A 23,137-nucleotide genomic window follows, 5' to 3' on the forward strand; every position below is an offset into this window, starting at 1 on the left:
GTTTTCCATTGAACGAGACAACCATGATCCAAGATCAAACCCCTGCATTGGATGAAAAAACCCAACAGGAAGTAGAGTCATTGATTCGTCAAGAAGAAGGCGACTCACATCAGTACAAAGGCTTTTTAGCCGTTTTCTTGACATTAGCTGCAGTGGCCATGTCACTGTTTCATTTGTATGCAGCTTATTCAATTGTGCCGACGCTACAACTCCGAGTGGTCCACGTTGGTTTTGTTTTAGCTATTTTGTTTTTGTCTTTTCCGATAGCGGCCAAATTTAAAAATAGGCTCATGCTTTGGGACATCGTTTTAGCAGGCCTAGCGGTTGCCACGGCTTTTTATATCTTGCAAGGCGGCGATGATTTGGCGGATAGAAATACTGCCCCACTGCAACTCGACATTATTTTTGGCGTAATTTTTATCATTTTGATTCTTGAAGGTGTCCGTCGCACCAATGGCTTGATTTTACTGACAGTCACTTTGTTATTTTTATCCTATGCATTATTTGGAAATTACTTACCAGCTCCTTGGACTCACAAAGGTTATGAGGTCTCTCGTTTGGTAGGTTATATGTATATGACCTTGGAGGGCGTGTTTGGAACAGCCGTAGACGTTTCAGCAACATTGATCATTCTCTTCACCATCTTTGGCGCCTTCTTGCAGTTCACCAATGCTGGTAAATTTTTCATTGATTTTGCTTTCAGCACCATGGGCGGTAAATCCTCAGGTGTGGGTAAAACAATTGTGCTTTCATCATTCTTATTAGGCGGTCCATCAGGCTCTGGCGTTGCCACAACGGTGACAGTTGGTACGGTAGCAGCTCCAATGTTGGACAAGGTTGGTTACGACAAAAATGCGGCCGGTGGTCTTTTGGCAGCGGGCGGCTTAGGCGCCATCATCTCCCCTCCAGTGTTGGGTGCTGCGGCTTTCTTGATTGCTGACTTTTTAAAGATTTCTTATTTAGATGTTTTGTTGATGGCTTGTATTCCAACCATCCTTTTCTATCTTGGCTTATTTGTCATGGTTGAAATTGATGTCAAAAAATACAATATGTCTGCCATCAAAATTGACAAAGTAGACACCGCTTGGAATTTGGCCAAGAAGTATTGGTTCCACTTCTTCTCTTTGATTTCAATCGTGGTCTTCATGATGATGGGCTTCTCACCTGTGATGTCGGTGTTTTGGGCCACGGTGCTTTCTGCAGCAACCAGTATGTTAAGAGCTGATACGGCCATCTTGCCTTGGGACATGTTCAGCGGAAAACAATCCGTCATCAAGTCTTTTTACGAGTCTAACTTGATCAAAGCTTTGGCCAATGGTTCATCTGGTGTGATCAGCATTGCTGCAACTTGTATCGGTGCTGGTTTGATTGTTGGTACAGTGACCTTGACTGGCCTAGGGCTTAAATTCAGCTCCATCATCATCCAATTAGCTGATGGTTCATTATTGTTGACGGCTATTTATACAGCGATGATTGTTTGGGTCGTGGGATTGGCTGTACCAGTTACTGCGTCTTACATCATTTGCGCTGTGATCACCGCCCCTGCTTTGATTAATTTGGGCGTGCCTGCTTTTGCGGCGCACATGTTTATTTTCTACTACGCTGTTTTGTCTGAAGTATCTCCTCCAACAGCACTCTCGCCATTTGCTGCCGCTGCAATTTGTAAAGGTAATCCTTATAAGACCACCTTGCAGAGCTGGAAATACGTAGCTCCTGCGATTTTGGTGCCTTTCATGTTTGTATTGGATAAGTCTGGCAGTGCTCTTTTATTGATGGGCTCAACCAAAGCATTGGCTAATGCAGATTGGCTACAAATTGCTTGGGTGAGTTTCACCGCTGTGGCAGGCGTGATTGCTTTAGCAGGCGGTCTACAAGGCTGGTTCTTGGCCAAGACCAATTTGTTTGAGCGTTGGATTTTAATTTTGTCTGGTGTTGCATTGGCGTATCCATCTAATTACTCAGACATTGCTGGCTTTATGGGCTTTGCTTTGGTCGTGGTGATGCAGATCATCAGAAATAAAAAATCTGCAGGAGCACCCGCATGAGCCAATTCAATCGCAACAGCCGCGGTGTTTATTTGATTGCCGTGACCCCATTCAAAGAGAATGGTGCTCTTGATTTAGAGAGCACCGATTCCATGGTCGATTTTTATTTGGACTGTGGTGTTACTGGTCTGACGATTCTTGGCATCATGGGTGAAGCCACTAAGTTAACGGCTGAAGAATCAAAGACTTTTGTGGCGCGTGTTTTAAAGCGTGTGAATGATAGAGTTCCCGTGGTGGTGGGTGCATCTGCCCCTGGATTTGCCCCCATGAAAGAATTGACCACTTCAGTGATGGACATGGGTGCTGCAGGTGTGATGGTGGCACCCCCTTCAACGCTTCGTACCGATGATCAAATCACAGCTTACTTTGACATGGTCAATGAAACATTGGGACCTGATGTGCCATGGTGCCTGCAAGATCATCCGGTTTCAACTGGCGTACAGATGTCAACAGCTGTGATTCTCAAGATCTTAAAGAACTCCCCTAATTGCGTGATGCTCAAGCATGAGGATTCTCCAGGACTGAACAAGTTATCCGGAATCATTGCTTCAATTGCCAAAAAAGAGATTGAGCGAGTCTCAATTCTGACTGGCAATGGTGGTGGCCTCTTCTTAACAGAAGAAATGATTCGCGGTGCTGATGGTGCGATGACAGGTTTTGCTTACCCAGAAATGATGGTGAGTGTTTGTGAGTTGTTTGCAAAAGGCGATATAGAAAAAGCTTGTGATGTCTATGATGCTTATCTTCCTTTGGCCAAATATGAACAGCAAGCGAATATCGGTCTAGCCGTTCGCAAACACATCTTGGCTGAACGCGGCGTGATTGCATCAGCCGCGGTTCGTAAGCCAGGGCCAAAACTATCACCAGCAGATATTAAAGACATTGAACGATTAACGATTAGACAAACAAAACGATTAAAGGAAATTGAATAATGGATTTAGGCATTAAAAATAAAACTGCCTTGGTATTTGGCGCTGGCAGCGGCTTAGGTCGTGCCATAGCCCTATCTCTTGGTAAAGAGGGTGCCAAAGTAGCTTTAGCTGGCAGAACAATGGCGAACTTAGAGACGACTGCGCAAGCGATCAAAGCAGCAGGTGGTCAGGCTTACTGCATCGCTTGGGATTTAGGCAATCTAGCAGCCATCGATGAATTATTCACACAAATTGAAAAAAATCTTGGTCCCGTTGATATCTTGGTGAACAACACCGGTGGACCTCCTCCAGCAACTGCCGCAGGACAATCAACCGCACTTTGGATTGAAAAGTTTCAAGAGATGGTTCTCTCAGTCATTGCCATCACTGATCGCGCCATACCAGGTATGAAGCAACGAGGATGGGGACGAATCATCACTAGCACATCATCAGGCGCCATCATCCCCATCGCTAACTTGGGCATTTCAAACACTTTGAGAGCCTCTTTGCACGCTTGGTCTAAAACTTTATCTCGCGAACTTGCTCCACACGGCATCACTGCAAACGTCATTGTTCCAGGAAGAATTGCGACGGATCGCATTCGTTTTCTGGATGAATCTCGTGCAAAGCGTGAGAATATTTCTCTTGAGGATGTTGAGGCTGACAGCTTAAAGTCTATTCCTGTGGGCCGCTTGGGTCGACCTGAAGAATACGGTGACACAGTGGCATTTTTAGCCAGTCAAGTCGCTTCATACATCACTGGTTCTGTTATCCGTGTGGATGGCGGCAATATTCCTAATATTTAAGAGTCTTTTATGAAAACACCCGTTCAAGCATTAGATCAAAAAGTGATCGACGTACTTTCAAAGGTAACCACAGCGACGCTGACCACCCTATTAATCAAAAAAGGGTTGCGTAATGTGTGGTTGCGCGGCAGCATGCCATTGAAATCAGGCCAAGGGAGAATTGTTGGCCGTGCATTTACTTTGCGTTTTGTGCCAGCCCGAGAAGACTTGGCCACGCCAGCTTCTTGGTCATCACCAATTTCAACCAGAGCAGCGATTGAAGATATGCCAGCTGGTTGCATTGCAGTGGTTGATGCCATGGGTGTAACCAACGCTGGTATTTTTGGCGATATTTTGTGTCAACGGATGAAGCAACGTCAGGTAGCAGCTTTGGTCACCGATGGCGTGATTCGAGACGTGGCTGGCGTCTTAGAAACAGAATTGCCGATCTGGTGCAGTGGTATTGCAGCACCACCGTCTGTGACAGGTTTGACATTTGTTGCTTGGCAAGAACCGATTGCTTGTGGCGGTGTGGCTATTTTCCCAAATGATGTGATTGTGATTGATGATGACGGTGCGGTTTTGATACCGGCTGATCTTGTTGATGAAATGGTTGCAACAGCACCTGAGCAAGAGAATCTGGAATCTTGGATCATGGAACAAGTCAAGGGTGGTGCAGCCCTTCCTGGTTTATATCCACCCAACGAAGAAAACAAAGCGCGCTACGAACAATCTAAAAAGAAAACAAACTAAGAAGAAAGCTTGATGCTTCTTAGTTTATCATGATGTAGATCGCAGAATTTATATCAGAAAAGTTTAGATAGTAGAAACACCCAAACTCAGCGCACATTCATTCAATGCTGCGCGTAATTCAGGAGCCAAAGGAATCCCCTCTTGGCTCCTTTTTTCTTCTGTGGCTTTCGCACCTTCGCCCGGCACTCGAATACGATCGACACCAGGCAAAGTTTTAGATGCATGCAACTCATCGATCACACGACCAACTTCACTTAAGAAGTAATCTTGTCCCATGAAGAAGTCAGGGTTGATCGCTATCATGGTTTGACCAGTGTTGGTCACGGTGCTACTGTCTTTGTTGAAATCCACCACATTGCTACCCATGCCACCACCGTTCATACATCCAGCTAACATACCAATCATCAGAGCCAAACCATAGCCTTTATGATCTCCAATGGGTAAGAGTGTGCCTTCGGTGGCTTTTTTTGGATCAGTGATGGGTTGACCTTTTTCGTCAATCATCCAACCAACCGGCATGGCTTCATTTTTTTGGGCTTTGACTTTGATTTTTCCAAATGCTGTGACCGTGGTTGCCATATCTAAAATCATATGTGGTTTGCCTGGACCTGCAGGCACACCAAAAGCGATTGGGTTGGTTGATATCAAGCGGCTTGAACCGCCTGTGGGTGCCATGTGGTTAGCGCTACCAACCGCTAGATAGATGCCCACCAAGCCTTCATCCGCAATTTTGTTCACGTAATGTGCACCCGCACCTGAATGATTACCGTTGTTTGATCCAACCCAGCCAATCCCAAACTCTTTGGCTTTCTTGATGGCCAATTCGGTTGATCGAAACATCACCAAGTGACCCAAGCCATTATCACCATCAAGCAAGGCCATTGGGCCAGTATCTTTGATGGATTTGATTTTGGGGTGGATGTTCATACCACCTTGTAAAAAGCGCTGAACATACTGAGGCATTCGGAATATTCCATGAGCATCTGCCCCTACCAAATCCGATCTAACAATGTATTCAGCAGCGATCAGGGTGTCTTCATGAGGCATCCCCAATTTGGCAAATACCTCTTGAACGTATTGCTTTGCTCTGGCAGGACTTATTTGATTTTGGTCCATGTGTTTTTCCCAATCGCATATTTTTTAACAGCAGCTTCATCGAAACCAAAACCAAGACCTGGGGTGGTGTGCAAGATCAAGTCGCCGTCCTTGAATTTCAATTGCTTGTTGATCAAACGTCTGAAATTCAAGACCTGATCATCAACAAAGAACTCAACAAAACGTGCATTAGGAGTTGCAGCCACCAATGGGGCATGCAAATCATGGAACCAGTGTGGGCTCAAAGTGATGCCCTTGACATCAGCATAGGCAGCAATCTTGCGCCACTCAGAAATACCTCCGCACACAGCGGCATCAGTTTGCAATATCTCTGCTCCACCTTGCTCGACCAAGTCACGGTGACGCCAACGCCCCACTTCAATCTCACCCGTAGCAATCGTTATGGTGGTGAGTTTTGCTAAACGTGCATGAAGATCAATGGCATCGGGAGAAAAAGGTTCTTCCATCCAGCATGGGTTGTATTGCTCAAAGCGCTTCATGTATTCCATGGCCGTTGGGATATCACGCCAAGCATTGTTCGCATCCATGGTCACGATGATGTCTGGTCCAACGGCTGATCGAACAGCCTTCAAGCGAGCCTCTTCTTCTTTAGGGCTTAAGCGACCGGTTTTCATTTTGACAGCCTTGAATCCTAACTTCACATAGCCTTCCATTTCTTTACCTAGCTTGGCAGGTGTTTTGCCATCCAAGTAATAGCCACCACTGGCATAGGCCGGAACGCGATTATTCACAAATGAGCCCATGTAACGATGCAAAGGTAAATTGACTGAATGCGCATTCAAATCCCAAAGTGCAATATCCAGGATTGAGATGGCGCGCATCACACTGCCAGATCGACCTTGCAAGATCGACTCGGTGTACATTTCTTGCCAGATGCCTTCCGTACGATGACTGTCTTGACCAATCAATTTTGGCGCAAAGAGTTGCTCAACAGCCAGTTTGACTAATTCTCCTGCAGCACTACCAACGTAGCAAAAGCCGATACCTTCATGACCATCTTTGCTGCGCACTTTAACCAAACAGTAATGTCTTTCAGAAACTGTTCTAGTAGAAAAAGATGTCACATGATCCAGTGGAACACTAACGGCTGTGACTTCAACGGATTGAATGATGGGCATGTCTGTCTCTCTATATTTTTTATATTTAATGGTGTTACTTGTTCTTCACATAGCACTTCAAATACTTAGAAAAAACTTATTAAATATAAAGACTTCCTGATTTGAAATGCAAGCTATATCCTAGACCGATTAGGTCGTAAAACAAAGCAGTTTTTGACCTCAAAGACTCAGTTAAAACCCTAATAAAACATACTCCATGAGCCTTTTGGCTAACAACACCATTTTGCTGACTTAGGTATGATGGAAGACATAAAAATGATGGAGACAAGCATGAAAAAAGTGGTTGTTTTAGGCACAGGAACGATGGCTCTTGGCATTGCTGCAGGCTTTATCAGCAGAGGCTATGGCGTGATTCTTTTAGGCAGAAATGTTGAGCGCGCCAAATCCACCATTCCTGAAATCATAGCCTTGGCCAAGGGCTTGAGTTCAGGTTTAATTTCAACTGATCAGATTCAAACTGGTGCCATTGAAGATTGGTCTGACTGGTCAGATGTGGCATTGGTGCTTGAAACAGTAACAGAGAATTTAGCCCTTAAACAAACCATCTTTGCTTCATTAGATAAAAGAGTTCCGACTCATATTCCGATAGGCAGCAATAGCTCAGGCTTCCCCATTAGTCAGATCAGCCAAAGTTTAAAAACAGCCCAGCGCATGTTCAACATGCACTACTTCATGCCAGCACACATCGTGCCATTGGTTGAAGTGGTTTTAGGAAAAGTATCAGATCCATCGTTGGCAAAGAAGGTTTGCGAATTATTTGAAGAAACAGGCAAGAAACCAGTGTTGGTCAATCAAGATATTCCAGGATTTTTAGCCAACCGCATACAGCATGCTCTGATGCGTGAAGCTCTTGCTCTGGTCAATGATGGCATTGCAACACCCGAGGATGTTGATACAGCTGTGCGCTACAGTTTTGGCTTCCGTTATGCAGCAGTTGGCCCTATGACACAAAAAGAAATTTCTGGATGGGAAGGCATGGCGATTGCTGCGAAAGAAATTTATCCAAGCTTGTCCAACAACACAGAGATATCACCTTGTTTGAACAAGATCTTGAAAGAGAAAAAATTCGGGATCAAATCAAAAGAAGGTTTTAGAACTTGGTCAGAAGAAGAAGCTGCTGAGATGAAGCGCAAATATGAAAAACGCTTGAAAGCTGCTTTTGATGTGTTGCAAATTGAACTGGATTAATTTGTTTCCGTGATTTGCAGAGCTGCCAATTCCGCATCTGTGAAACCAGCTGCTTTTCTAGCGGCGTAATTGAACGGGCCTCTGAGTTTAGGGGCTTCGTATTTTTCAACCAATTCTGCATACGCCACAATAGGATCCAAGCTTTGCTTTTGACATAGGTAATTGAACCAACGATTACCAATTTCAACGTGCCCGATTTCGTCATTCAAAATGATCTGCAGCAAGGCAACGGCCTCTTGATCATGGGCTTGCGAGAGCTTCTCTTGTATCGGTGGCAAGGCATCTAAGCCACGGCTTTCCATAGTTCTTGGCACTAAAGCCATTCTGGCCAGAATTGATTCAGTGGTTTTCCCGACCATTTCCCATAAGCTATTGTGTGCCGGAAAGTCTCCGTACTTAAAACCACTCTTTTGTAGATGGCGATTGAGTAAATCAAAGTGATATGCCTCTTCTGCAGCTACCTTTAACCAATCTTCATAATATTCTTTGGGCATATTGGGGAAACGCCATACGGCATCTAAAGCTAAATTGATAGCATTGAACTCAATATGGGCCAAAGCATGAATCAATACTGAACGACCCTCTTCAGTCACCATCGAGCGACGCTTGACCAAGCCAGGATTGACCAAAATGGGCGAAGCAGGTCTACCAGGAATATCAAAGCCTGCTTCAGTCAAATGTTCCTCGGCATTGATGGTGATGCAACCTTGCAAATATTGCTCGCGCAAAGCAATCACAGCCGAACCCTTTTCAGATGGGTTGCAAAGGCTCAGCAGTTGAAGGGCTTGGGAGCGAAGTTCAGGCATGGGCGAGATTCAAATAAATAGAATTCAATTATCCATGAATACCTATCTAGGGATAAAATCATTTCGACCATAACAATTAATCAACTGCCATTTTGACCACCTACTTAATGCTCTTAACTCAAGCACTGTCCCTTCTTGGATTTGCTTGTTATCCATCAGCCTTGACCATCATTCAGGCAGAGTGGAACTTGAGTAATTTTGAGTCTGGGTTTTTAGCCAGCAGTTTTTTTCTTGGTTATGTGCTGGTAGTTCCCATTGCCACAACCCTCACTGATCGCATCGATACCCGTCAAGTTTATTTGGCTGGTGGTCTTGCCGCTGGATTAGGCTTGCTGGGTGTCGGATTTTTTGCGAATGGGTTTTACTCAGCCCTATTCTTTTTGATGATTCATGGCGCAGGTGTATCCGCCATGTACATGCCTGGTCTAAAAATTATTTCTGATCGCGTGACCTCTGGTGAAATCACTCGTCACATTTCTTTTTACACAGCATTTTTTGGGCTTGGCACAGGTGCGTCGTATTACCTCTCTGGGGTTTTAATTCGAGAGTTTTCTTGGTCATTAGCGTTCATCTTGATTGCCATCGGTCCAATCTGTGCTGGTATCTTGACTTGGATTGGTACAAAAGCACTTCCTGGTGAAAAAGGAATTTTTGATATTCAAATGAAGTTGAGTGATGCTTTTCCTGTGGCGCGCTGGGAAAAGGTATTGGCGCTTAAAGAGGCGGTTGGTTATATGCTGGGCTACAGCGCGCACACACTGGAGCTATTTGCGACACGTGCTTGGTTGGTGGCATTTTTTACGTATTGCGCATCGATTGCCGCCCCTGAGCAACCCTTTTTGATCAGCGCTACGCTGATCGTGGCTTTCTTGAACATCATCAGCATACCGGCCTCAATCCTCGGTAATGAAATGGCTCTAAGAGTGGGTCGTCATCGCTGGGTGTATTGGGTCATGATTGGTAGTGCGATCAGTGGTATTTCATTGGGCTTGTCCGTTGATTCTCATTGGACTGTCATCGTTGCTCTTGCTTTCATTCACTCAATGTTTGTTATGGCGGACTCGGCCACCTTGACGGCCGGCTTGGTCATCAGCGTTCCACAAGAAATCAAAGGAACTGCGATGGGTTTGCATTCTTTGATGGGCTTTGGTGCAGGATTGGTGGGCCCTGCTCTATTCGGAGCAACTCTGGATATCAGTCGTTACTTTGGTTATGGCGGTTGGACAGCAGCTTATGCATCAATTGTTGTTTGGGGATTGATGTTTATTTTTTATACGCAGTTTTCACTTTGGAAAATTAAAAGAGTCACGCCATGATGAGAAAAACACAACCAAGCTTATTCCCCATCGGCAGTCAGTTACGCCATAAGAAAACGGGTGGATTTTATTTGGTGATTGGTTTAGCCAAGATTGAAGCCACTCTTGAGATGGCCTATGTCTATGAATCACTGCAGACCCATGATTATTGGGTTCGACCTCAAGTAGAAATGGAAGATGGTCGTTTTGAATTAGTTAGCTGATCATTTTTTTAAAGAAGAAAACACAATACCCGTAACAATCAATACAAATGCTAAGCCATGAAATAACTCAGGCGGCTCGCCCAGCAGAGCTGCTGACATCAAGGCAGTGAACAAAGGAATCAGGTTGGCAAAAAATGCTGCCATTGCAGGACCTGCTGCCGTCACACCCAAACCCCAACAACGATAAGCAATCAGTGATGGCGCAATTGCCACGAAAATCAATAATGCGATGGTTGATTCTGTGAATTCAAACACCACAGCATCAGCAGCCCACTCAAATCCTAAAAAGGTAGTAGACCAAAACACGCCAAAGAGGACTTGCGCCAACAGGAATTCAGCCCAAGGCCATTGGCGTTCAGTACTCTTACCCGGGCGACTCAACATCCAACTGTAAAAACCCCACAAGATGGTGGCCAAGAGAATATATAAATCACCAATCACCAGCTGAATATCCAAGATGCTGGATAGATCACCACGGGTCAGAACAATCACAACCCCCAATAGAGAAATCAAGGCGCCCATCATTTGCTTGATTTGCACTGCTTGCTGATAGAACAATGCGCCGATGATGATCATCCACATCGGCATGCTGCCACCAATCAAGGTCACATTGATGGGCGTTGATGTTTCTAAGGAAAGGTACAAAAGTGCGTTGTAAGAGCCAACGCCCAGTAAACCCAGCCAAAGAAAGCGGATCTTGTTTTGCCAAATAGCGCTATCTGATTTGAGCAATCTCCAACCGATGGGCAATAAAATGATTGCTGCCAATGCCCAACGCAAGGTATTGAGCATGATGGGGGATATCTCACCGACTGCCAAACGTCCCACAATGGCATTACCTGCCCAGAGGATCGTTGGTAATACCAAGTAAAAGATAACGCGAGGCGTTAATGGATTCATTGAGTAACTGTGACCATTGTCATGATGACTAAAGATGGCGATGCTAGCATGTCTTATCTAGCAGATTGCTCATTTTGCCGCTCTTGGGTATCCTCACCTTATTAGAAGAAGGTCATCATGAATCAAGACGAACGCATCACCAACCTAGAAATCAAGCTGAGCTTTTCTGAAGACTTGCTAGAAGAGTTAAATCAAACCGTCTTCAAGCAACAGCAACGCATTGAATTATTGGTGAAAGAAATACAGTCGCTCAAATTGCAAATGGCCAGCAATATGCCGTCTGATGGGAACAGTCCTCGCGACGAGATACCGCCCCACTATTGATTGCTGATCAAGGCTTGCGCCTGATCAAGACTTTTGCGCCAAACCTTCCATGGCCAAAGCATAACCTTGGATACCAAAGCCAATCACAATCCCGGCAGCCACTGGTGATATGTAGGAATGATGTCTAAACGCTTCGCGCGCATGCACATTAGAGATGTGCACCTCGATCACAGGTAAACCACTCATGGCAGCAATGGCGTCATGCAACGCCACTGACGTATGGGTGTAAGCACCAGGATTAAACACAATGCCCTGAACCGTGCCTGCGCGATGCGCCAAGCCAGCCTCTTGAATCTTGTCAATCAACGGACCTTCATGATTGCTCTGTAAAAACTCAACGTCAAAACCCAAGCGTTTCGCTGTGTCTATGCAAAGTGTTTCCACATCCGCTAAGGTACTTGAACCATACTTTTCTGGCTCACGCGTACCCAAGAGGTTCAAATTAGGACCGTTAAGAACAATGATTTTTTTCATGATGATTGAAGTATAGCTCTGATAAATTGCTTATTCCAAGCACTTCTGATGGATTTTTTGAGTCTGCTTTAAGACTATTCGGGCCTATTTCCAACGCTCGCAGGTCACTTCGATGGTGCCTTGATGACTGCTTAGCATCAAATGGCCATCTTGAATGGTGGCCTGTATTTGCATACTTCGCTCAGCCCAACGCGCCAACTCTTGAGAAATATCTGAGGAGACACGGTAAACCGATAACTTATCCATGCGGGTGAGTTTGTTCTGAATACCCTTCCACCAAACTTCAGCAGCATGATGGTAGGCATAGACCACAACCTTGTCTGATTTTGAGCAAGCGCGGCTCAAGGGCTTTTCTTCTGGCTGGCCCACTTCTACCCATAAACGAGTTTGACCTGTGAAATCCTTCAACCAAACATCCGGCTCATCAGGGTCTGATAAGCCCGCCCCAAAAACCAATTGACCATCACCTTGGCAAAGGTCATTCAAAAGATGGGCATTGAATGACAAAGCCAACAATCGCATCATCATGCGCTCATCAGTTTCGCTGGGATGTCTGGCCAAAGTTAAGCTGTGGTCAGCGTAATAGGCGTGGTCAATATCAGCAACTGAGAGAGTGACTTTGAAAATGGTGGATTTAATGGCCATGAATGTTTAGGTTTTCTGTGCAATTTCACAGGAGTCTGCGAAAATACCATTATGAAGCAATCAAACACCCCTGAAGAGTATTTGGCGCCCGAAAAGCCGAGTAAATCTGAAATAAAGCGTCGTTTAGAGGCCAGACAGTATCTCGCTGAAGAAATCAGTCAGATGCCTGATAAATGGAAACAAATGCCCATTCCCGAACGCCTATTAGATGCTCTCAAAGAAACTCCCAATGTGAGGAGTCATGGTGGCATCAGACGTCACATTCAATATTTGGGCAAAATCATGGGTGCCATGAGCGAAGAAGAAGTTGATGGCATCAAGCAAGCCTTGATTGGCATTGTGGGTCCCAAAAAAGCCAGCAAGATGAAAATTTAATTCGTTGTAATTGATTGGAGACGTTTATGAAAATCACTAGTTCAAGTTTTCAAGATCAGTCCGTTATTCCGGGTCAGTATGCTTTTGCGATCAAAGATCCAAGCACTCATATCACCTTATCAAGCAATCAAAACCCTCACTTAGCTTGGTCTGACTTCCCTAAAGACACACAATCATTTGCCTTGATTTGTCATGACCCTGATGTTCCAAGCAAAGGTGATGACGTGAACCAAGAGGGCAAAGTGGTACCAGCCAGTTTGCCGCGAGTGGATTTTTATCACTGGGTTTTGGTGAACATTCCAAATTCAGTTCAAACGATTGCTGCTGGTAGTCATAGCAACAGCATCACAGCCAAAGGCAAATCAGCACAGCAGAGTCCGGTAGGTACCCCAGGCATTAATGACTACACCGCTTGGTTCAAAGGTGATGCTTCCATGGAAGGTCATTACTTTGGTTACGATGGCCCCTGCCCGCCATGGAACGATGCAATCAAGCATCACTATATTTTCACAATCTATGCTCTGAATACTCCGAGCATTTCTCTAACTGGTCCATACACAGGTGCAGAGGCATTGATTGCGATCAAACCGCACATCATTGCTCAAGCAAGCATCACGGGTATTTATAGCTTGAACCCAAGTGTCGCGATTTAATTAAATAGTTTTTTTAATTACTCAGCCTCAGCCAATTCAGGTCGAGGCTGATTTTTTTCAGTTTGCATGGTGGCGAGAATCGCCACGCCACAGAGCACCACTGCCATCCCTATGACTTGAATGATGGTGATTTGTTCACCCAAGAAAAACCAACCAAGAAATATCGTGGCGATTGGTCCCAACATACCCGCCTGAGCAGTCAAACCCGATCCAATTCGATTAACTGCAATCATCACCATCAGCATGGGCATGAAAGTACAAAACAAGGCATTGAAGAGGCTCAGCTGATATACCTCAGGCACTTGGGTCCATAAATGTGTGGGGTTCAGAATCAATGCTTGGGCGGTGCTGAAAACTGTTGACGATGCACTGGCATAAGCAACCAAACGAATACTGCCCACCCGCCCCACAATCTCACCGGCAAAGATCAAATAGACTGCATAAGAGATGGCACTCAAAAATACCAACATGCCGCCCCAGGCAATCGACGACCCCATGATGTGAAGGTCGTGTGAAAAAACAATGATCACTCCTGCGTAGGCAAGAAGCAAAGCCAACCACTGCTGAGTGTGAATTTTCTTTTTTAAAAAGAGCATTGAAATCAACAAGACGATTGTCGGGTTGAGATAGAGAATGATTCTCTCAAGTCCAACGGTGATGTATTGCAATCCTAAGAAGTCCAGGTAACTTGAAAGGTAATACCCCACAAAACCCAAAAAGATGATGCTCAAGATGTCACGCTTGGCCATGGGTGATGGTTGGTGATAGCGTGATGACCACCACACAGCCACCCAGAAGAATGGTAAAGAAAAAAGCATCCTCAAAGACAACACAGTGGCGGAATCGACCCCATATTGATAGCAAAGTTTGACCACGATTGCTTTGGCCGAAAACAGAATTGACCCTAATCCAGCAATTAGCAGCGAACTAAGGAGAAAGGATCTTTGCATGCGTTGGACTTTTTAAGGGCTTTATTAGACTTTTTATCGAGGTTTGATTGAGTATGAACGATTGAACAAGATAAAAGTGCCCAAAAGCGTTCAATTGTCATAAACAAACAGCCCTTAGTTTAAACGAGCAGAAAGTGCTTAAAAAGCCTAAAATACAGCCCGTGAACGCACCTTTCAATCCCTCTCTAATACCTAGCTCGCCAAGATTAGATTCTTACCCTAAATACTGGGCTGAATGTTTTGGTACAGCCCCCTTCTTGCCAATGAGTCGAGAAGAGATGGACAAGCTTGGTTGGGATAGCTGCGACATCATCATTGTGACTGGGGATGCTTATGTGGATCACCCAAGTTTTGGTATGGCCATCATCGGTCGCTTGCTTGAAGCACAAGGCTTTCGTGTCGGCATCATTTCTCAACCGGACTGGCAATCAGCCGATCCATTCAAGGCCCTAGGCCAACCGAATTTGTTTTATGGCGTGGCTGCCGGCAACATGGATTCCATGATCAATCGTTACACGGCTGATCGCAAAGTGCGCAGTGATGATGCCTATACAGCTGGTGGCATGGGTGGCAAGAGACCAGATCGTTGTTCATTGGTTTACGCTCAACGTTGTCGTGAAGCCTATGCTGATACCCCCATAGTTATGGGGGGTATTGAAGCCTCATTGCGCCGAATTGCGCATTACGACTACTGGCAAGACAAGGTACGTCGCTCTATTTTGATTGATGCAAAAGCGGATATCTTGCTTTACGGCAATGCTGAAAGAGCTGTGGTTGAAATTGCTCATCGCTTGGCCAAAGGTGAAAAGATCGCTGACATCAATGACATTCGTGGCACGGCGTTTGTTAGACGTCACCCTGCCCCAGGTTTCACAGAAATTGATTCAAGCACAGTAGATGTACCGGGTGTGATTGATGCCCCGATCAATCCTTACTTAACGCCTGATGAGCAAGCCAAAGAACAAGGCACCAGTTGTAAAAAGACCGATGGCACGCTTGATCAAGAGCCAGCGGTTCAAGCCATCACAGTTGTGCCGACTGCCAGAAAACGTTTAGAGCGTGACACAACAGTGATTCGTCTTCCAAGCTATGAAGCTGTGAAGCGTGATCCAGTGCTCTACGCACATGCTAGTCGCGTCCTTCATTTAGAAACTAATCCAGGCAATGCGCGTGCATTGGTGCAGCAACATGGTGAAGGTGCATCTGTCAGAGATGTGTGGCTGAATGCTCCTGCTGTCCCACTGACCACCGAAGAGATGGATTCAGTGTTTGATTTACCTTACGCCAGAGCTCCCCACCCATCGTATGGTGATGCCAAGATTCCGGCGTGGGACATGATTCGTTTCTCCGTGAACATCATGCGCGGCTGTTTTGGTGGCTGTACTTTCTGTTCAATCACTGAGCACGAAGGTCGAATCATTCAGAATCGTTCATCTAATTCAATCATCAAAGAGATTGAAGATATTCGCGACAAGGTTCCAGGCTTCACAGGCATTATTTCTGACTTGGGCGGTCCAACCGCCAACATGTACCGCATCGCTTGTAAATCGAAAGAGATTGAAGCGCACTGCCGTAAACCATCGTGTGTTTATCCGGATATCTGCCCGAACCTCAACACAGATCACACGCCGTTGATTCAGTTGTACCGTCGCGCGCGAGCCTTACCTGGCATCAAGAAGATTTTGATTGGTTCAGGCGTGCGCTATGACCTCGCAGTTAAAGCGCCAGCGTACATCAAAGAGCTTGTGGCTCATCACGTGGGTGGCTATTTAAAGATTGCTCCTGAGCACACCGAGCAAGGCCCTTTATCAAAAATGATGAAGCCAGGCATGGGCGCTTACGATAAGTTCAAAGAGTTATTTGATAAATACTCTAAAGAAGCAGGTAAAGAACAGTATTTGATTCCTTATTTCATTGCAGCCCACCCAGGGACCAGTGATGAAGACATGATGCATTTAGCGATTTGGTTGAAGAAAAATGGTTTTAGAGCTGATCAAGTTCAAACCTTCTACCCTTCTCCAATGGCAACCGCTACAGCCATGTATCACACCAATAAAAATCCATTGCGCAAAGTCACGCGTGACAGTGAAACAGTGGACATTGTCAGAGGCGAAAAGCGCCGTCGTTTACACAAAGCATTCTTGCGTTACCACGATGCCAATAACTGGCCTTTGCTAAGAGAGGCATTGAAAAAAATGGGCCGTGCTGATTTGATTGGTAATGGCAAGCACCATTTGATACCAAACTATCAGCCAACGACTGATGGCAGCTACCAAAGTCCGCGTCGCAAGAACTCTTCAATGGGTCTGGCTGGTGGTAAGCCGTTTGGCAAACCTGCGGCCACAGCCGTTGCTCACAATCCAAGAGATTTCTCTGTTCCTCAAAAACCTGGTCGCGGCAAGATCATGACGCAACACACTGGTTTACCTCCCCGTGCAACAGGTGTTAAGACTGGTGCTAAAACCACAGGCAGCGTTTCTGGTCGCCCAAGCTCAGCCAGAGGATTAAGCACTGGCTCAAAGCCTGGTGTAAGAGCGCCAATCAATAAAAAGAAGTGATCACACTGCTTTGAACTGAAGTTCAAAGATCAATATTTTGAGTGTCTTTTAGGTGTTTGGCTGAACGAGCAGCAAATAAAAAAATTGCCAGGCCATATAAAAATATAACCCCAACCGCAATATAAAAATAAGTATTTTTATCCATTTTTTTGCCCTTTTAGTAGATAAGCACCCAATACGAAAAATCCTATTGCTATGGCCAATAAAATTGATCCTTGTAAAGCATATTCAATGATTTCAGCTTCAGAAAATGGCAATCCCGCCATCAATATCGCTGCAGCCAAAGACAATGAATGTATATATCTTGAACAGGATTCAATTTGATCTCTGTTCAATCCATTCGTGGCGTTCAATAAGTTTTTGAATCTGGCCTCCCTTTCAAGAAGCAAGGATTGTAATTGCTTATGTATTTTATAAATAATAACCCAACGCCTGATAGGGGAAAATAATTAAGTCAAAAGAATGATCATTGGATGGGTGAGGCGAAAAAGATTATTCAGAGGTAAGATTTAGGCATGAAAAAACCATACCAACTTTCAGCCACTGAAGCTGCCAAGAAAATTCAGGCCAATCAATTAAGTTCTGAAGAACTACTTCGCTCTTGCATTGAACGTATCGAAGAAAAAGAATCTTCAACTCAGGCGTGGGTAGAAACCAATTTCAAAGCAGCTATAGATAGAGCCCGTTATCTAGATCGTTCTGCGAATCAAGGCTTATTACACGGTTTGCCATTTGGTGTGAAAGATTTATTTGATACGCACGACTTTCCCACACGCTATGGTTCCCCTATTTACGAGAACAATCGCCCCAACAGTGATGCCGTGCATGTTTCATTGATGCGTCAAGCAGGTGGTATTTTGTTAGGCAAAACAGTTACTACTGAATTTGCTACCTTCAAGGGAGGCAAAACCAGAAATCCGCGCAATCCTGAATACACCCCGGGCGGTTCTTCCAGTGGCTCTGCTGCTGCCGTAGCGGATGAGATGATTCCATTGGCTACTGGCAGTCAAACAGCTGCTTCAGTGATCAGACCGGCTGCTTTTTGTGGCGTGGTTGGATACAAGCCTACCTACGGCAAAATCAGTTTAGGCGGCGCTAAAAGCTTATCTCCTTCTTTAGACACTTTGGGTAGTTTCAGTAGAACTGTTGAAGATGCTGCTTTATGTGTTGCCGTGATGTCTGGTGATACTGCATTGGCCAAGATTGATAAGCTCAACAAAAAACTTCGCATCGGCACTTGCCTGACCTACGATGGTCATTTGGCTTCTGCAGATACTGTGGCTGCCATCGCCCATGCTGCTCTTTTAGCCGAAGATCTATTCAAAGTTTCAGTTCTTGAAATCAAGCTGCCAGCTATCTTTAAAAAGATGTCAGAGCTGCAAGGCAGAATCATGTGGTCAGAGAGTGCTCGTAGTTTTTCTTTTGAGCAAACCAATCATGCAGAAGAGTTGAGCCAACAATTGCGCGGCCTAATCAAGCAAGGTGCAGCCATTTCTTATGAGCAATACAATGCCGACTTAATTGTGGCGGAACAAGCACGCATGTCCATTGATCAATTATTGAGCAATGAGATCGATGTGATCATTGCGCCAAGCGCCATTGGAGAAGCTCCTCATGGACATACTTCAACAGGAGACCCAATCTTCTGTCGAGTTTGGACCTTGATGGGTTTGCCATGCATTACCTTGCCATTGTTCAAGGGACCCAATGGCATGCCTGTGGGCGTTCAATTGGTGGCTCGAAGAGGCAGAGACCGCCTCTTGCTATCAGTGGCGGATGCTTTATTAAAAGCTCAAATGTAATTTTTTAAAAGCGGTATGAGCAAGGCACCCAAGATGCCGTGTAGACCCATTGCCAAACTAGCATAGGTGCCAGCTTCTGGATGAACAGCAAAGGCCCTTGATGTGCCAATGCCATGCGCTGCCACACCAATGGCAAAGCCTCGTTGCCACCACTGCTTCATGCCCAACAGGTTCAGAATATGACTACCCAGAATGGCGCCAATGATGCCTGTGATCACAGCAAATACAGCGGTCAGTGTTGGTGATACTCCTAAGCGCTCAGCCACACCCATCGCAATCGGCGCAGTCACTGATTTAGGATAGAAGGCACCGATGATGGCGCTATCTGCTCCCAAGAATGTGGCAACACCAACCGCACTCACGATTGAAACGACACCACCACAGAGTAAGGCAACCAACAAAGGAAATACTCGAGCCTTGAGAGCTGCAACCCCTCGGTAAATTGGAATGGCCAAAGATACTGTGGCTGTACCTAATAAGAAATGCACAAACTGAGCGCCTTCAAAATACTTCTGATACGGCATATCCACCAAATACAAGGCGATTGCCACCAAGATAACGGCAATCGCTACTGGATTAGCCAAAGGATTGCGCTCAGTCTTTAGATAAAAGAAGCTGCCCACTTGGTAAGCAGTCAAAGTGAGAATCAAAGCAAATAAGGGACTGCCTGAAAGGTAGACCCAAATTTCTGCTATCTGTAGATCATTGGGATTCATGAGAATCCTTTTTTGAAATAAAGCGCAGAACAACCGCGGTCACCACGATGGTAGCCACCACACTCACCAATAGAGCAGAAATGACTGCAACTGCATTGGCTTTTAACTGAGGTAAAAATAAAATCACGCCCACAGCGGCAGGAATGAACAAGACCCCTAAATGCTGACTGAAGGCATCAGAGACTAATGCCAGTGAAGGATTAACATGCCCTTTGATGATCAAGAAAATCAACAAAAATACCAAACCTAAAACCGGGCCGGGAATGATGGGCAAGAAAAAATGAGAGATCAACTCTCCCAAGCCTTGCCACAATAGTATTTGGACTAATCCAGGAATCATCGCGATGACTTAGGATTTACTTGGAAGCTCAACAAGATGGGCTTTGAATAAGTTCTTTTTAGCCACGTAGTTTTCTGCGCTGGCTTTAAGACCAGCGATGGCTTCAGGCGTGAGTTCGCGAACCACTTTGGCAGGTGAACCTAGAATCAAAGAGTTATCCGGGAAGACCTTACCCTCAGTAACCACCGAACCAGCACCGACCAAACAGTTCTTACCAATCACCGCACGATTGAGTACAACCGCTTGAATACCAATCAATGAATTTTCACCAATCGTGCAACCGTGCAACATCGCTTGATGCCCCACTGTCACATTCTCAGCCAAAGTCAAAGGACAACCCATGTCTGTGTGCATCACAGTGCCTTCTTGCACATTGCTGCCCTTGCCTACTGTGATGGGCTCATTGTCACCACGAATCACCACTCCAGGCCAAACACTCACATCTTCATTCAAAATCACATCACCAATCAATGTAGCTTCTTTAGCCACAAAAGCTGACTCATGAATTTGCGGAGCTTTGTCTTTGTATTGGTAGATGGTCATGATGTCTTCTTTCTTTTTTGTCTTTATCTATGTATTGATATTTATATTTATTGTTAATTTCTTATTTCATTTGAATCTAAAAGCATGGATCAATTGTGGGGTTTCCAACGAATTGAGTAAGAAGCGATCAGCACTTCAATCAAGAGAGAAATCAAAGCCAAAATGAATGAGGCGATACCAGCCACAAATGTATAGAGAACAAATGCTGACACCATTAGTTTGCCACCGCTTGTTTCAGCAAAAAATAATTCCAAGATAGTCAGTCCAATCATGATGGCGCACAAGACTAAAAAGATCATAGAGACATTGATGAAGCGTCCACGCGTGGCAATATTCTTTAACTCTTGATTATAGGAATCACGAATAGAGGGCCTTAGGCTCTCATCCATGAGCTCTTTATGAAGCACGCGAGATCGATCAATCACACGAGCCAAGCGGTGAGTCAAGGCACCAATCATGCCAGCCACTGCTGTTAACAAGAAAACTGGCGCCACAGCCAGTTGAATACTATCGCTCAAGGTACTGGGATTCATCATATAAGGAATATACCGCAGGTCGAGCAATCTCACCAAATAGAAAGAAAATAAGCGACCTAGGCCGCTTATTTTCAGTCAATCTCAATGAGATTCAGTAGGTTTTAGTATTGATGGCTTACTTAAAAAGTACCTGGATACAAAATGTCTTTGGTGACATTATGAATATCTCGGTGCCCCGTGAAAGCCATGGTGACATCCAGTTCCTTATGAATGATTTCAAGACACTTGGTCACACCAGCCTCACCCATGGCCCCAAGACCATATAAAAAAGAACGGCCAATCAAAGTGCCTTTGGCACCCAATGCCCAGGCCTTCAGAACATCTTGGCCTGAACGTATACCGCCATCCATCCAAACTTCAATGTCTTTGCCAACCGCATCAACAATGCCCGGCAATGCATGAATAGTTGATACAGCGCCATCTAGCTGGCGACCGCCGTGATTAGAAACAATCAAGGCATCGGCACCAGAGTTAGCTGCCAAACGAGCATCACCTTCATCCAAAATACCCTTGATGATGAGCTTGCCACCCCAACGTTTTTTAATCCACTCAACATCTCCCCAATTCAAAGCTGGATCAAACTGCTCAGCTGTCCAGGATGACAAAGAGGACATATCGCCCACACCCGTAGCATGCCCAACAATGTTTCTAAAAGTTCTGCGTTGTGTGCCCAACATGCCCATGCACCAGCGTGGCTTTGTCATCATGTTGATGATATTTGGAATCGTCAATTTTGGTGGCGCAGTTAAACCGTTCTTAATGTCTTTGTGGCGCTGACCTAAAATTTGTAAATCAAGCGTTAAAACTATCGCAGAGCACTTGGCTGCTTTAGCACGATCAATCAAGCGTTCGATAAAGGCACGATCTTTCATGACGTAGAGCTGAAACCAAAATGGTTGAGTGGTATGTTCAGCCACATCTTCAATGGAGCAAATACTCATGGTTGATAAACAGAACGGCACACCAAATTTTTCGGCGGCCTTCGCAGCCAAGATCTCACCATCAGCGTGTTGCATACCCGTTAAACCAGTTGGAGCCAAGGCCACAGGCATCGCCACTTCTTGACCAATCATTTTAGTTTTGGTCGTTCTGTTTTCCATGTTCACAGCTACTTTTTGGCGCAACTTGATCTTTTGAAAGTCAGATTCATTTGAGCGATAAGTAGACTCAGTCCAAGAACCAGAATCCGCATAGTCATAGAACATTTTCGGTGTTCTTTTTTTATGCAAAATACGCAAATCTTCAATATTGGTAATAACTGGCACTATCATCTCCTCAGGGATTCAGTATTTGAAGCAAGTAAGGCTGTAATATTTGGCTTTTCACCATTATAGGTACTCTTTACTCAGCATGGCAAAACCTCTTTCTTTAGAAAAAATCCTTTTTAGCCAAGGGTTTGGAACGCGTCGCTACTGCAGTGATCTGGTTTACGCTGAGCTCGTGAAAATCAATGGCGTCTTGGCTGAAGACCCTGATGAAAGAATACCCCCTGAAAACCTACAGCTTGAAGTGGATGGCGAAACTTGGGAGTTTCATGAGAAAGCCTATGTGGCCTTCCATAAGCCAGTGGGCTATGAATGCTCCCACAAAACCAGCCATCACCCAAGTATCTACGGCCTACTGCCTCAACCTTTGGTTGAAAGGGGTATTCAATGCGTGGGTCGCTTAGACCATGACACCACGGGCTTGATTTTGATGTCTGATGATGGGCAGTTCATCCACCGCATGACCACCCCCAAAAAGAACATTGGCAAGGTGTATCAAATCACTGCTGCAGAAGATCTCACTGAGGAACAGTTACAGCATCTTTTAAAAGGGGTTGTTTTAGACGACGATCCCAAGCCTTGCTTTGCCAAAGCCTGCGTGCAGCGCTCCAGCAGAGTTCTAGAAATGACCATCGTTGAAGGCCGCTATCACCAAGTCAAACGCATGATGGCAGCCGTGGGCAATCATGTGGCTCAATTGCACCGATTATCAATTGGTGAATACACACTACCCCAAGACCTTCCCGAAGGCGAATGGCGTTGGCTCTACCCTAATGATTTGAAGCAGCTATCTGTCAGTTTGGCTGACAGCTAAG

General features: G+C 45.2%; 27 protein-coding genes. 13 read left to right on the top strand and 14 right to left on the bottom strand.

Going from position 1 to position 23,137, the window contains the following annotated elements; genetic code table 11:
• Positions 1-23 precede the first annotated feature (23 nt).
• Genes AOC33_RS05885 through AOC33_RS05900 form a run of 4 tightly spaced genes read left to right on the top strand, consistent with a single transcriptional unit; the run spans position 24 to position 4,494 of the window.
• Complete coding sequence (locus AOC33_RS05885; protein WP_089515750.1) at positions 24-2,045, top strand: TRAP transporter permease; 2,022 nt, start codon at positions 24-26, stop codon at positions 2,043-2,045.
• Positions 2,042-2,977 (top strand): dihydrodipicolinate synthase family protein, encoded by a 936-nt coding sequence (locus AOC33_RS05890; protein ID WP_089515752.1) that lies wholly within the window; start codon positions 2,042-2,044, stop codon positions 2,975-2,977. The genes AOC33_RS05885 and AOC33_RS05890 overlap by 4 nt, the downstream gene beginning before the upstream one ends.
• A complete protein-coding gene (locus tag AOC33_RS05895) occupies positions 2,977-3,762 on the top strand; it encodes an SDR family oxidoreductase (protein WP_089515754.1) in 786 nt (261 codons plus the stop codon). Before AOC33_RS05890 ends, AOC33_RS05895 begins: the two co-directional genes overlap by 1 nt.
• 9 nt (positions 3,763-3,771) lie before the next feature.
• The gene (locus AOC33_RS05900; RefSeq protein ID WP_089515756.1) at positions 3,772-4,494 is read left to right on the top strand and encodes a ribonuclease activity regulator RraA; all 723 of its coding nucleotides are present in this window, start codon (positions 3,772-3,774) and stop codon (positions 4,492-4,494) included.
• 63 nt (positions 4,495-4,557) lie between these two features.
• Here the strand turns inward: AOC33_RS05900 and AOC33_RS05905 are convergent, their stop codons facing one another.
• Positions 4,558-5,610, bottom strand: coding sequence for an Ldh family oxidoreductase (locus AOC33_RS05905; protein ID WP_089515759.1), 1,053 nt, complete (start codon positions 5,608-5,610; stop codon positions 4,558-4,560).
• Positions 5,592-6,728: a mandelate racemase/muconate lactonizing enzyme family protein gene (locus AOC33_RS05910; protein WP_089515761.1), complete on the bottom strand. Its 1,137-nt coding sequence runs from the start codon at positions 6,726-6,728 to the stop codon at positions 5,592-5,594. The genes AOC33_RS05905 and AOC33_RS05910 overlap by 19 nt, the downstream gene beginning before the upstream one ends.
• Before the next feature lie 270 nt (positions 6,729-6,998).
• Between AOC33_RS05910 and AOC33_RS05915 the strand changes: the two genes are divergently transcribed.
• The gene (locus AOC33_RS05915; protein WP_089515763.1) at positions 6,999-7,916 is read left to right on the top strand and encodes a 3-hydroxyacyl-CoA dehydrogenase family protein; all 918 of its coding nucleotides are present in this window, start codon (positions 6,999-7,001) and stop codon (positions 7,914-7,916) included.
• On the opposite strand, the gene AOC33_RS05920 is transcribed toward AOC33_RS05915, so the two are convergent.
• The gene (locus AOC33_RS05920) at positions 7,913-8,722 is read right to left on the bottom strand and encodes a ferritin-like domain-containing protein (protein WP_089515765.1); all 810 of its coding nucleotides are present in this window, start codon (positions 8,720-8,722) and stop codon (positions 7,913-7,915) included. The genes AOC33_RS05915 and AOC33_RS05920 overlap by 4 nt on opposite strands.
• Before the next feature lie 92 nt (positions 8,723-8,814).
• On the opposite strand from AOC33_RS05920, the gene AOC33_RS05925 reads away from it, so the two are divergent.
• Together AOC33_RS05925 and AOC33_RS05930 are read left to right on the top strand one after the other, a co-directional pair.
• Positions 8,815-10,038, top strand: a complete 1,224-nt coding sequence (locus AOC33_RS05925) for an MFS transporter (RefSeq protein ID WP_245835623.1) — start codon at positions 8,815-8,817, stop codon at positions 10,036-10,038.
• Positions 10,035-10,241, top strand: a complete 207-nt coding sequence (locus AOC33_RS05930) for a hypothetical protein (RefSeq protein WP_089515769.1) — start codon at positions 10,035-10,037, stop codon at positions 10,239-10,241. Before AOC33_RS05925 ends, AOC33_RS05930 begins: the two co-directional genes overlap by 4 nt.
• Here the strand turns inward: AOC33_RS05930 and AOC33_RS05935 are convergent, their stop codons facing one another.
• The gene (locus AOC33_RS05935) at positions 10,242-11,141 is read right to left on the bottom strand and encodes a DMT family transporter (RefSeq protein ID WP_089515771.1); all 900 of its coding nucleotides are present in this window, start codon (positions 11,139-11,141) and stop codon (positions 10,242-10,244) included.
• A gap of 117 nt (positions 11,142-11,258) precedes the next feature.
• On the opposite strand from AOC33_RS05935, the gene AOC33_RS05940 reads away from it, so the two are divergent.
• Positions 11,259-11,465, top strand: a complete 207-nt coding sequence (locus tag AOC33_RS05940; RefSeq protein WP_089515773.1) for a SlyX family protein — start codon at positions 11,259-11,261, stop codon at positions 11,463-11,465.
• A 24-nt stretch (positions 11,466-11,489) separates the two neighbouring features.
• Here AOC33_RS05940 and aroQ read toward each other — a convergent pair whose 3' ends face one another.
• Together aroQ and AOC33_RS05950 are read right to left on the bottom strand one after the other, a co-directional pair.
• A complete protein-coding gene (aroQ, locus tag AOC33_RS05945; protein WP_089515776.1) occupies positions 11,490-11,939 on the bottom strand; it encodes a type II 3-dehydroquinate dehydratase in 450 nt (149 codons plus the stop codon).
• An 84-nt stretch (positions 11,940-12,023) separates the two neighbouring features.
• Positions 12,024-12,584, bottom strand: coding sequence for a YaeQ family protein (locus tag AOC33_RS05950; RefSeq protein ID WP_089515778.1), 561 nt, complete (start codon positions 12,582-12,584; stop codon positions 12,024-12,026).
• 51 nt (positions 12,585-12,635) lie between these two features.
• Here AOC33_RS05950 and AOC33_RS05955 point away from each other — a divergent pair, with 51 nt between their 5' ends.
• The gene (locus AOC33_RS05955) at positions 12,636-12,959 is read left to right on the top strand and encodes a dual-action ribosomal maturation protein DarP (protein ID WP_089515780.1); all 324 of its coding nucleotides are present in this window, start codon (positions 12,636-12,638) and stop codon (positions 12,957-12,959) included.
• 26 nt (positions 12,960-12,985) lie between these two features.
• Positions 12,986-13,612: a YbhB/YbcL family Raf kinase inhibitor-like protein gene (locus AOC33_RS05960; RefSeq protein WP_089515782.1), complete on the top strand. Its 627-nt coding sequence runs from the start codon at positions 12,986-12,988 to the stop codon at positions 13,610-13,612.
• 17 nt (positions 13,613-13,629) lie between these two features.
• Here AOC33_RS05960 and AOC33_RS05965 read toward each other — a convergent pair whose 3' ends face one another.
• The gene (locus tag AOC33_RS05965) at positions 13,630-14,562 is read right to left on the bottom strand and encodes a DMT family transporter (protein WP_089515784.1); all 933 of its coding nucleotides are present in this window, start codon (positions 14,560-14,562) and stop codon (positions 13,630-13,632) included.
• 161 nt (positions 14,563-14,723) lie between these two features.
• Here AOC33_RS05965 and AOC33_RS05970 point away from each other — a divergent pair, with 161 nt between their 5' ends.
• Positions 14,724-17,120, top strand: coding sequence for a YgiQ family radical SAM protein (locus AOC33_RS05970; RefSeq protein ID WP_089515786.1), 2,397 nt, complete (start codon positions 14,724-14,726; stop codon positions 17,118-17,120).
• A 22-nt stretch (positions 17,121-17,142) separates the two neighbouring features.
• On the opposite strand, the gene AOC33_RS09225 is transcribed toward AOC33_RS05970, so the two are convergent.
• Both AOC33_RS09225 and AOC33_RS05975 read right to left on the bottom strand, forming a co-directional pair.
• The gene (locus tag AOC33_RS09225; protein ID WP_281252758.1) at positions 17,143-17,265 is read right to left on the bottom strand and encodes a hypothetical protein; all 123 of its coding nucleotides are present in this window, start codon (positions 17,263-17,265) and stop codon (positions 17,143-17,145) included.
• The gene (locus AOC33_RS05975; RefSeq protein WP_143744022.1) at positions 17,258-17,473 is read right to left on the bottom strand and encodes a hypothetical protein; all 216 of its coding nucleotides are present in this window, start codon (positions 17,471-17,473) and stop codon (positions 17,258-17,260) included. The genes AOC33_RS09225 and AOC33_RS05975 overlap by 8 nt, the downstream gene beginning before the upstream one ends.
• A 162-nt stretch (positions 17,474-17,635) precedes the next feature.
• Between AOC33_RS05975 and AOC33_RS05980 the strand changes: the two genes are divergently transcribed.
• Positions 17,636-18,922, top strand: a complete 1,287-nt coding sequence (locus tag AOC33_RS05980; RefSeq protein WP_089515789.1) for an amidase — start codon at positions 17,636-17,638, stop codon at positions 18,920-18,922.
• Here AOC33_RS05980 and AOC33_RS05985 read toward each other — a convergent pair.
• The 5 genes from AOC33_RS05985 to AOC33_RS06005 form a co-directional block, all read right to left on the bottom strand.
• Positions 18,913-19,638, bottom strand: coding sequence for an LrgB family protein (locus AOC33_RS05985; protein WP_089515791.1), 726 nt, complete (start codon positions 19,636-19,638; stop codon positions 18,913-18,915). The two genes, AOC33_RS05980 and AOC33_RS05985, sit on opposite strands and share 10 nt — an antisense overlap.
• Positions 19,625-19,978 carry a CidA/LrgA family protein gene (locus tag AOC33_RS05990; RefSeq protein WP_089515793.1) on the bottom strand — a complete coding sequence of 118 codons (354 nt, stop codon included), beginning with the start codon at positions 19,976-19,978 and terminating at the stop codon, positions 19,625-19,627. The genes AOC33_RS05985 and AOC33_RS05990 overlap by 14 nt, the downstream gene beginning before the upstream one ends.
• Positions 19,979-19,987: 9 nt before the next feature.
• Positions 19,988-20,521, bottom strand: coding sequence for a gamma carbonic anhydrase family protein (locus tag AOC33_RS05995; RefSeq protein ID WP_089515795.1), 534 nt, complete (start codon positions 20,519-20,521; stop codon positions 19,988-19,990).
• An 89-nt stretch (positions 20,522-20,610) separates the two neighbouring features.
• Positions 20,611-21,039: a DUF2721 domain-containing protein gene (locus tag AOC33_RS06000; protein ID WP_180738110.1), complete on the bottom strand. Its 429-nt coding sequence runs from the start codon at positions 21,037-21,039 to the stop codon at positions 20,611-20,613.
• Between the two features lie 137 nt (positions 21,040-21,176).
• Positions 21,177-22,328, bottom strand: a complete 1,152-nt coding sequence (locus tag AOC33_RS06005; RefSeq protein WP_425439822.1) for an alpha-hydroxy acid oxidase — start codon at positions 22,326-22,328, stop codon at positions 21,177-21,179.
• Between the two features lie 79 nt (positions 22,329-22,407).
• Between AOC33_RS06005 and AOC33_RS06010 the strand changes: the two genes are divergently transcribed.
• A complete protein-coding gene (locus AOC33_RS06010; protein WP_089515799.1) occupies positions 22,408-23,136 on the top strand; it encodes a pseudouridine synthase in 729 nt (242 codons plus the stop codon).
• Position 23,137 lies beyond the last annotated feature (1 nt).

The organism is Polynucleobacter cosmopolitanus, assembly GCF_002224225.1.
GTDB classification, from domain to species: Bacteria; Pseudomonadota; Gammaproteobacteria; order Burkholderiales; family Burkholderiaceae; genus Polynucleobacter; species Polynucleobacter cosmopolitanus.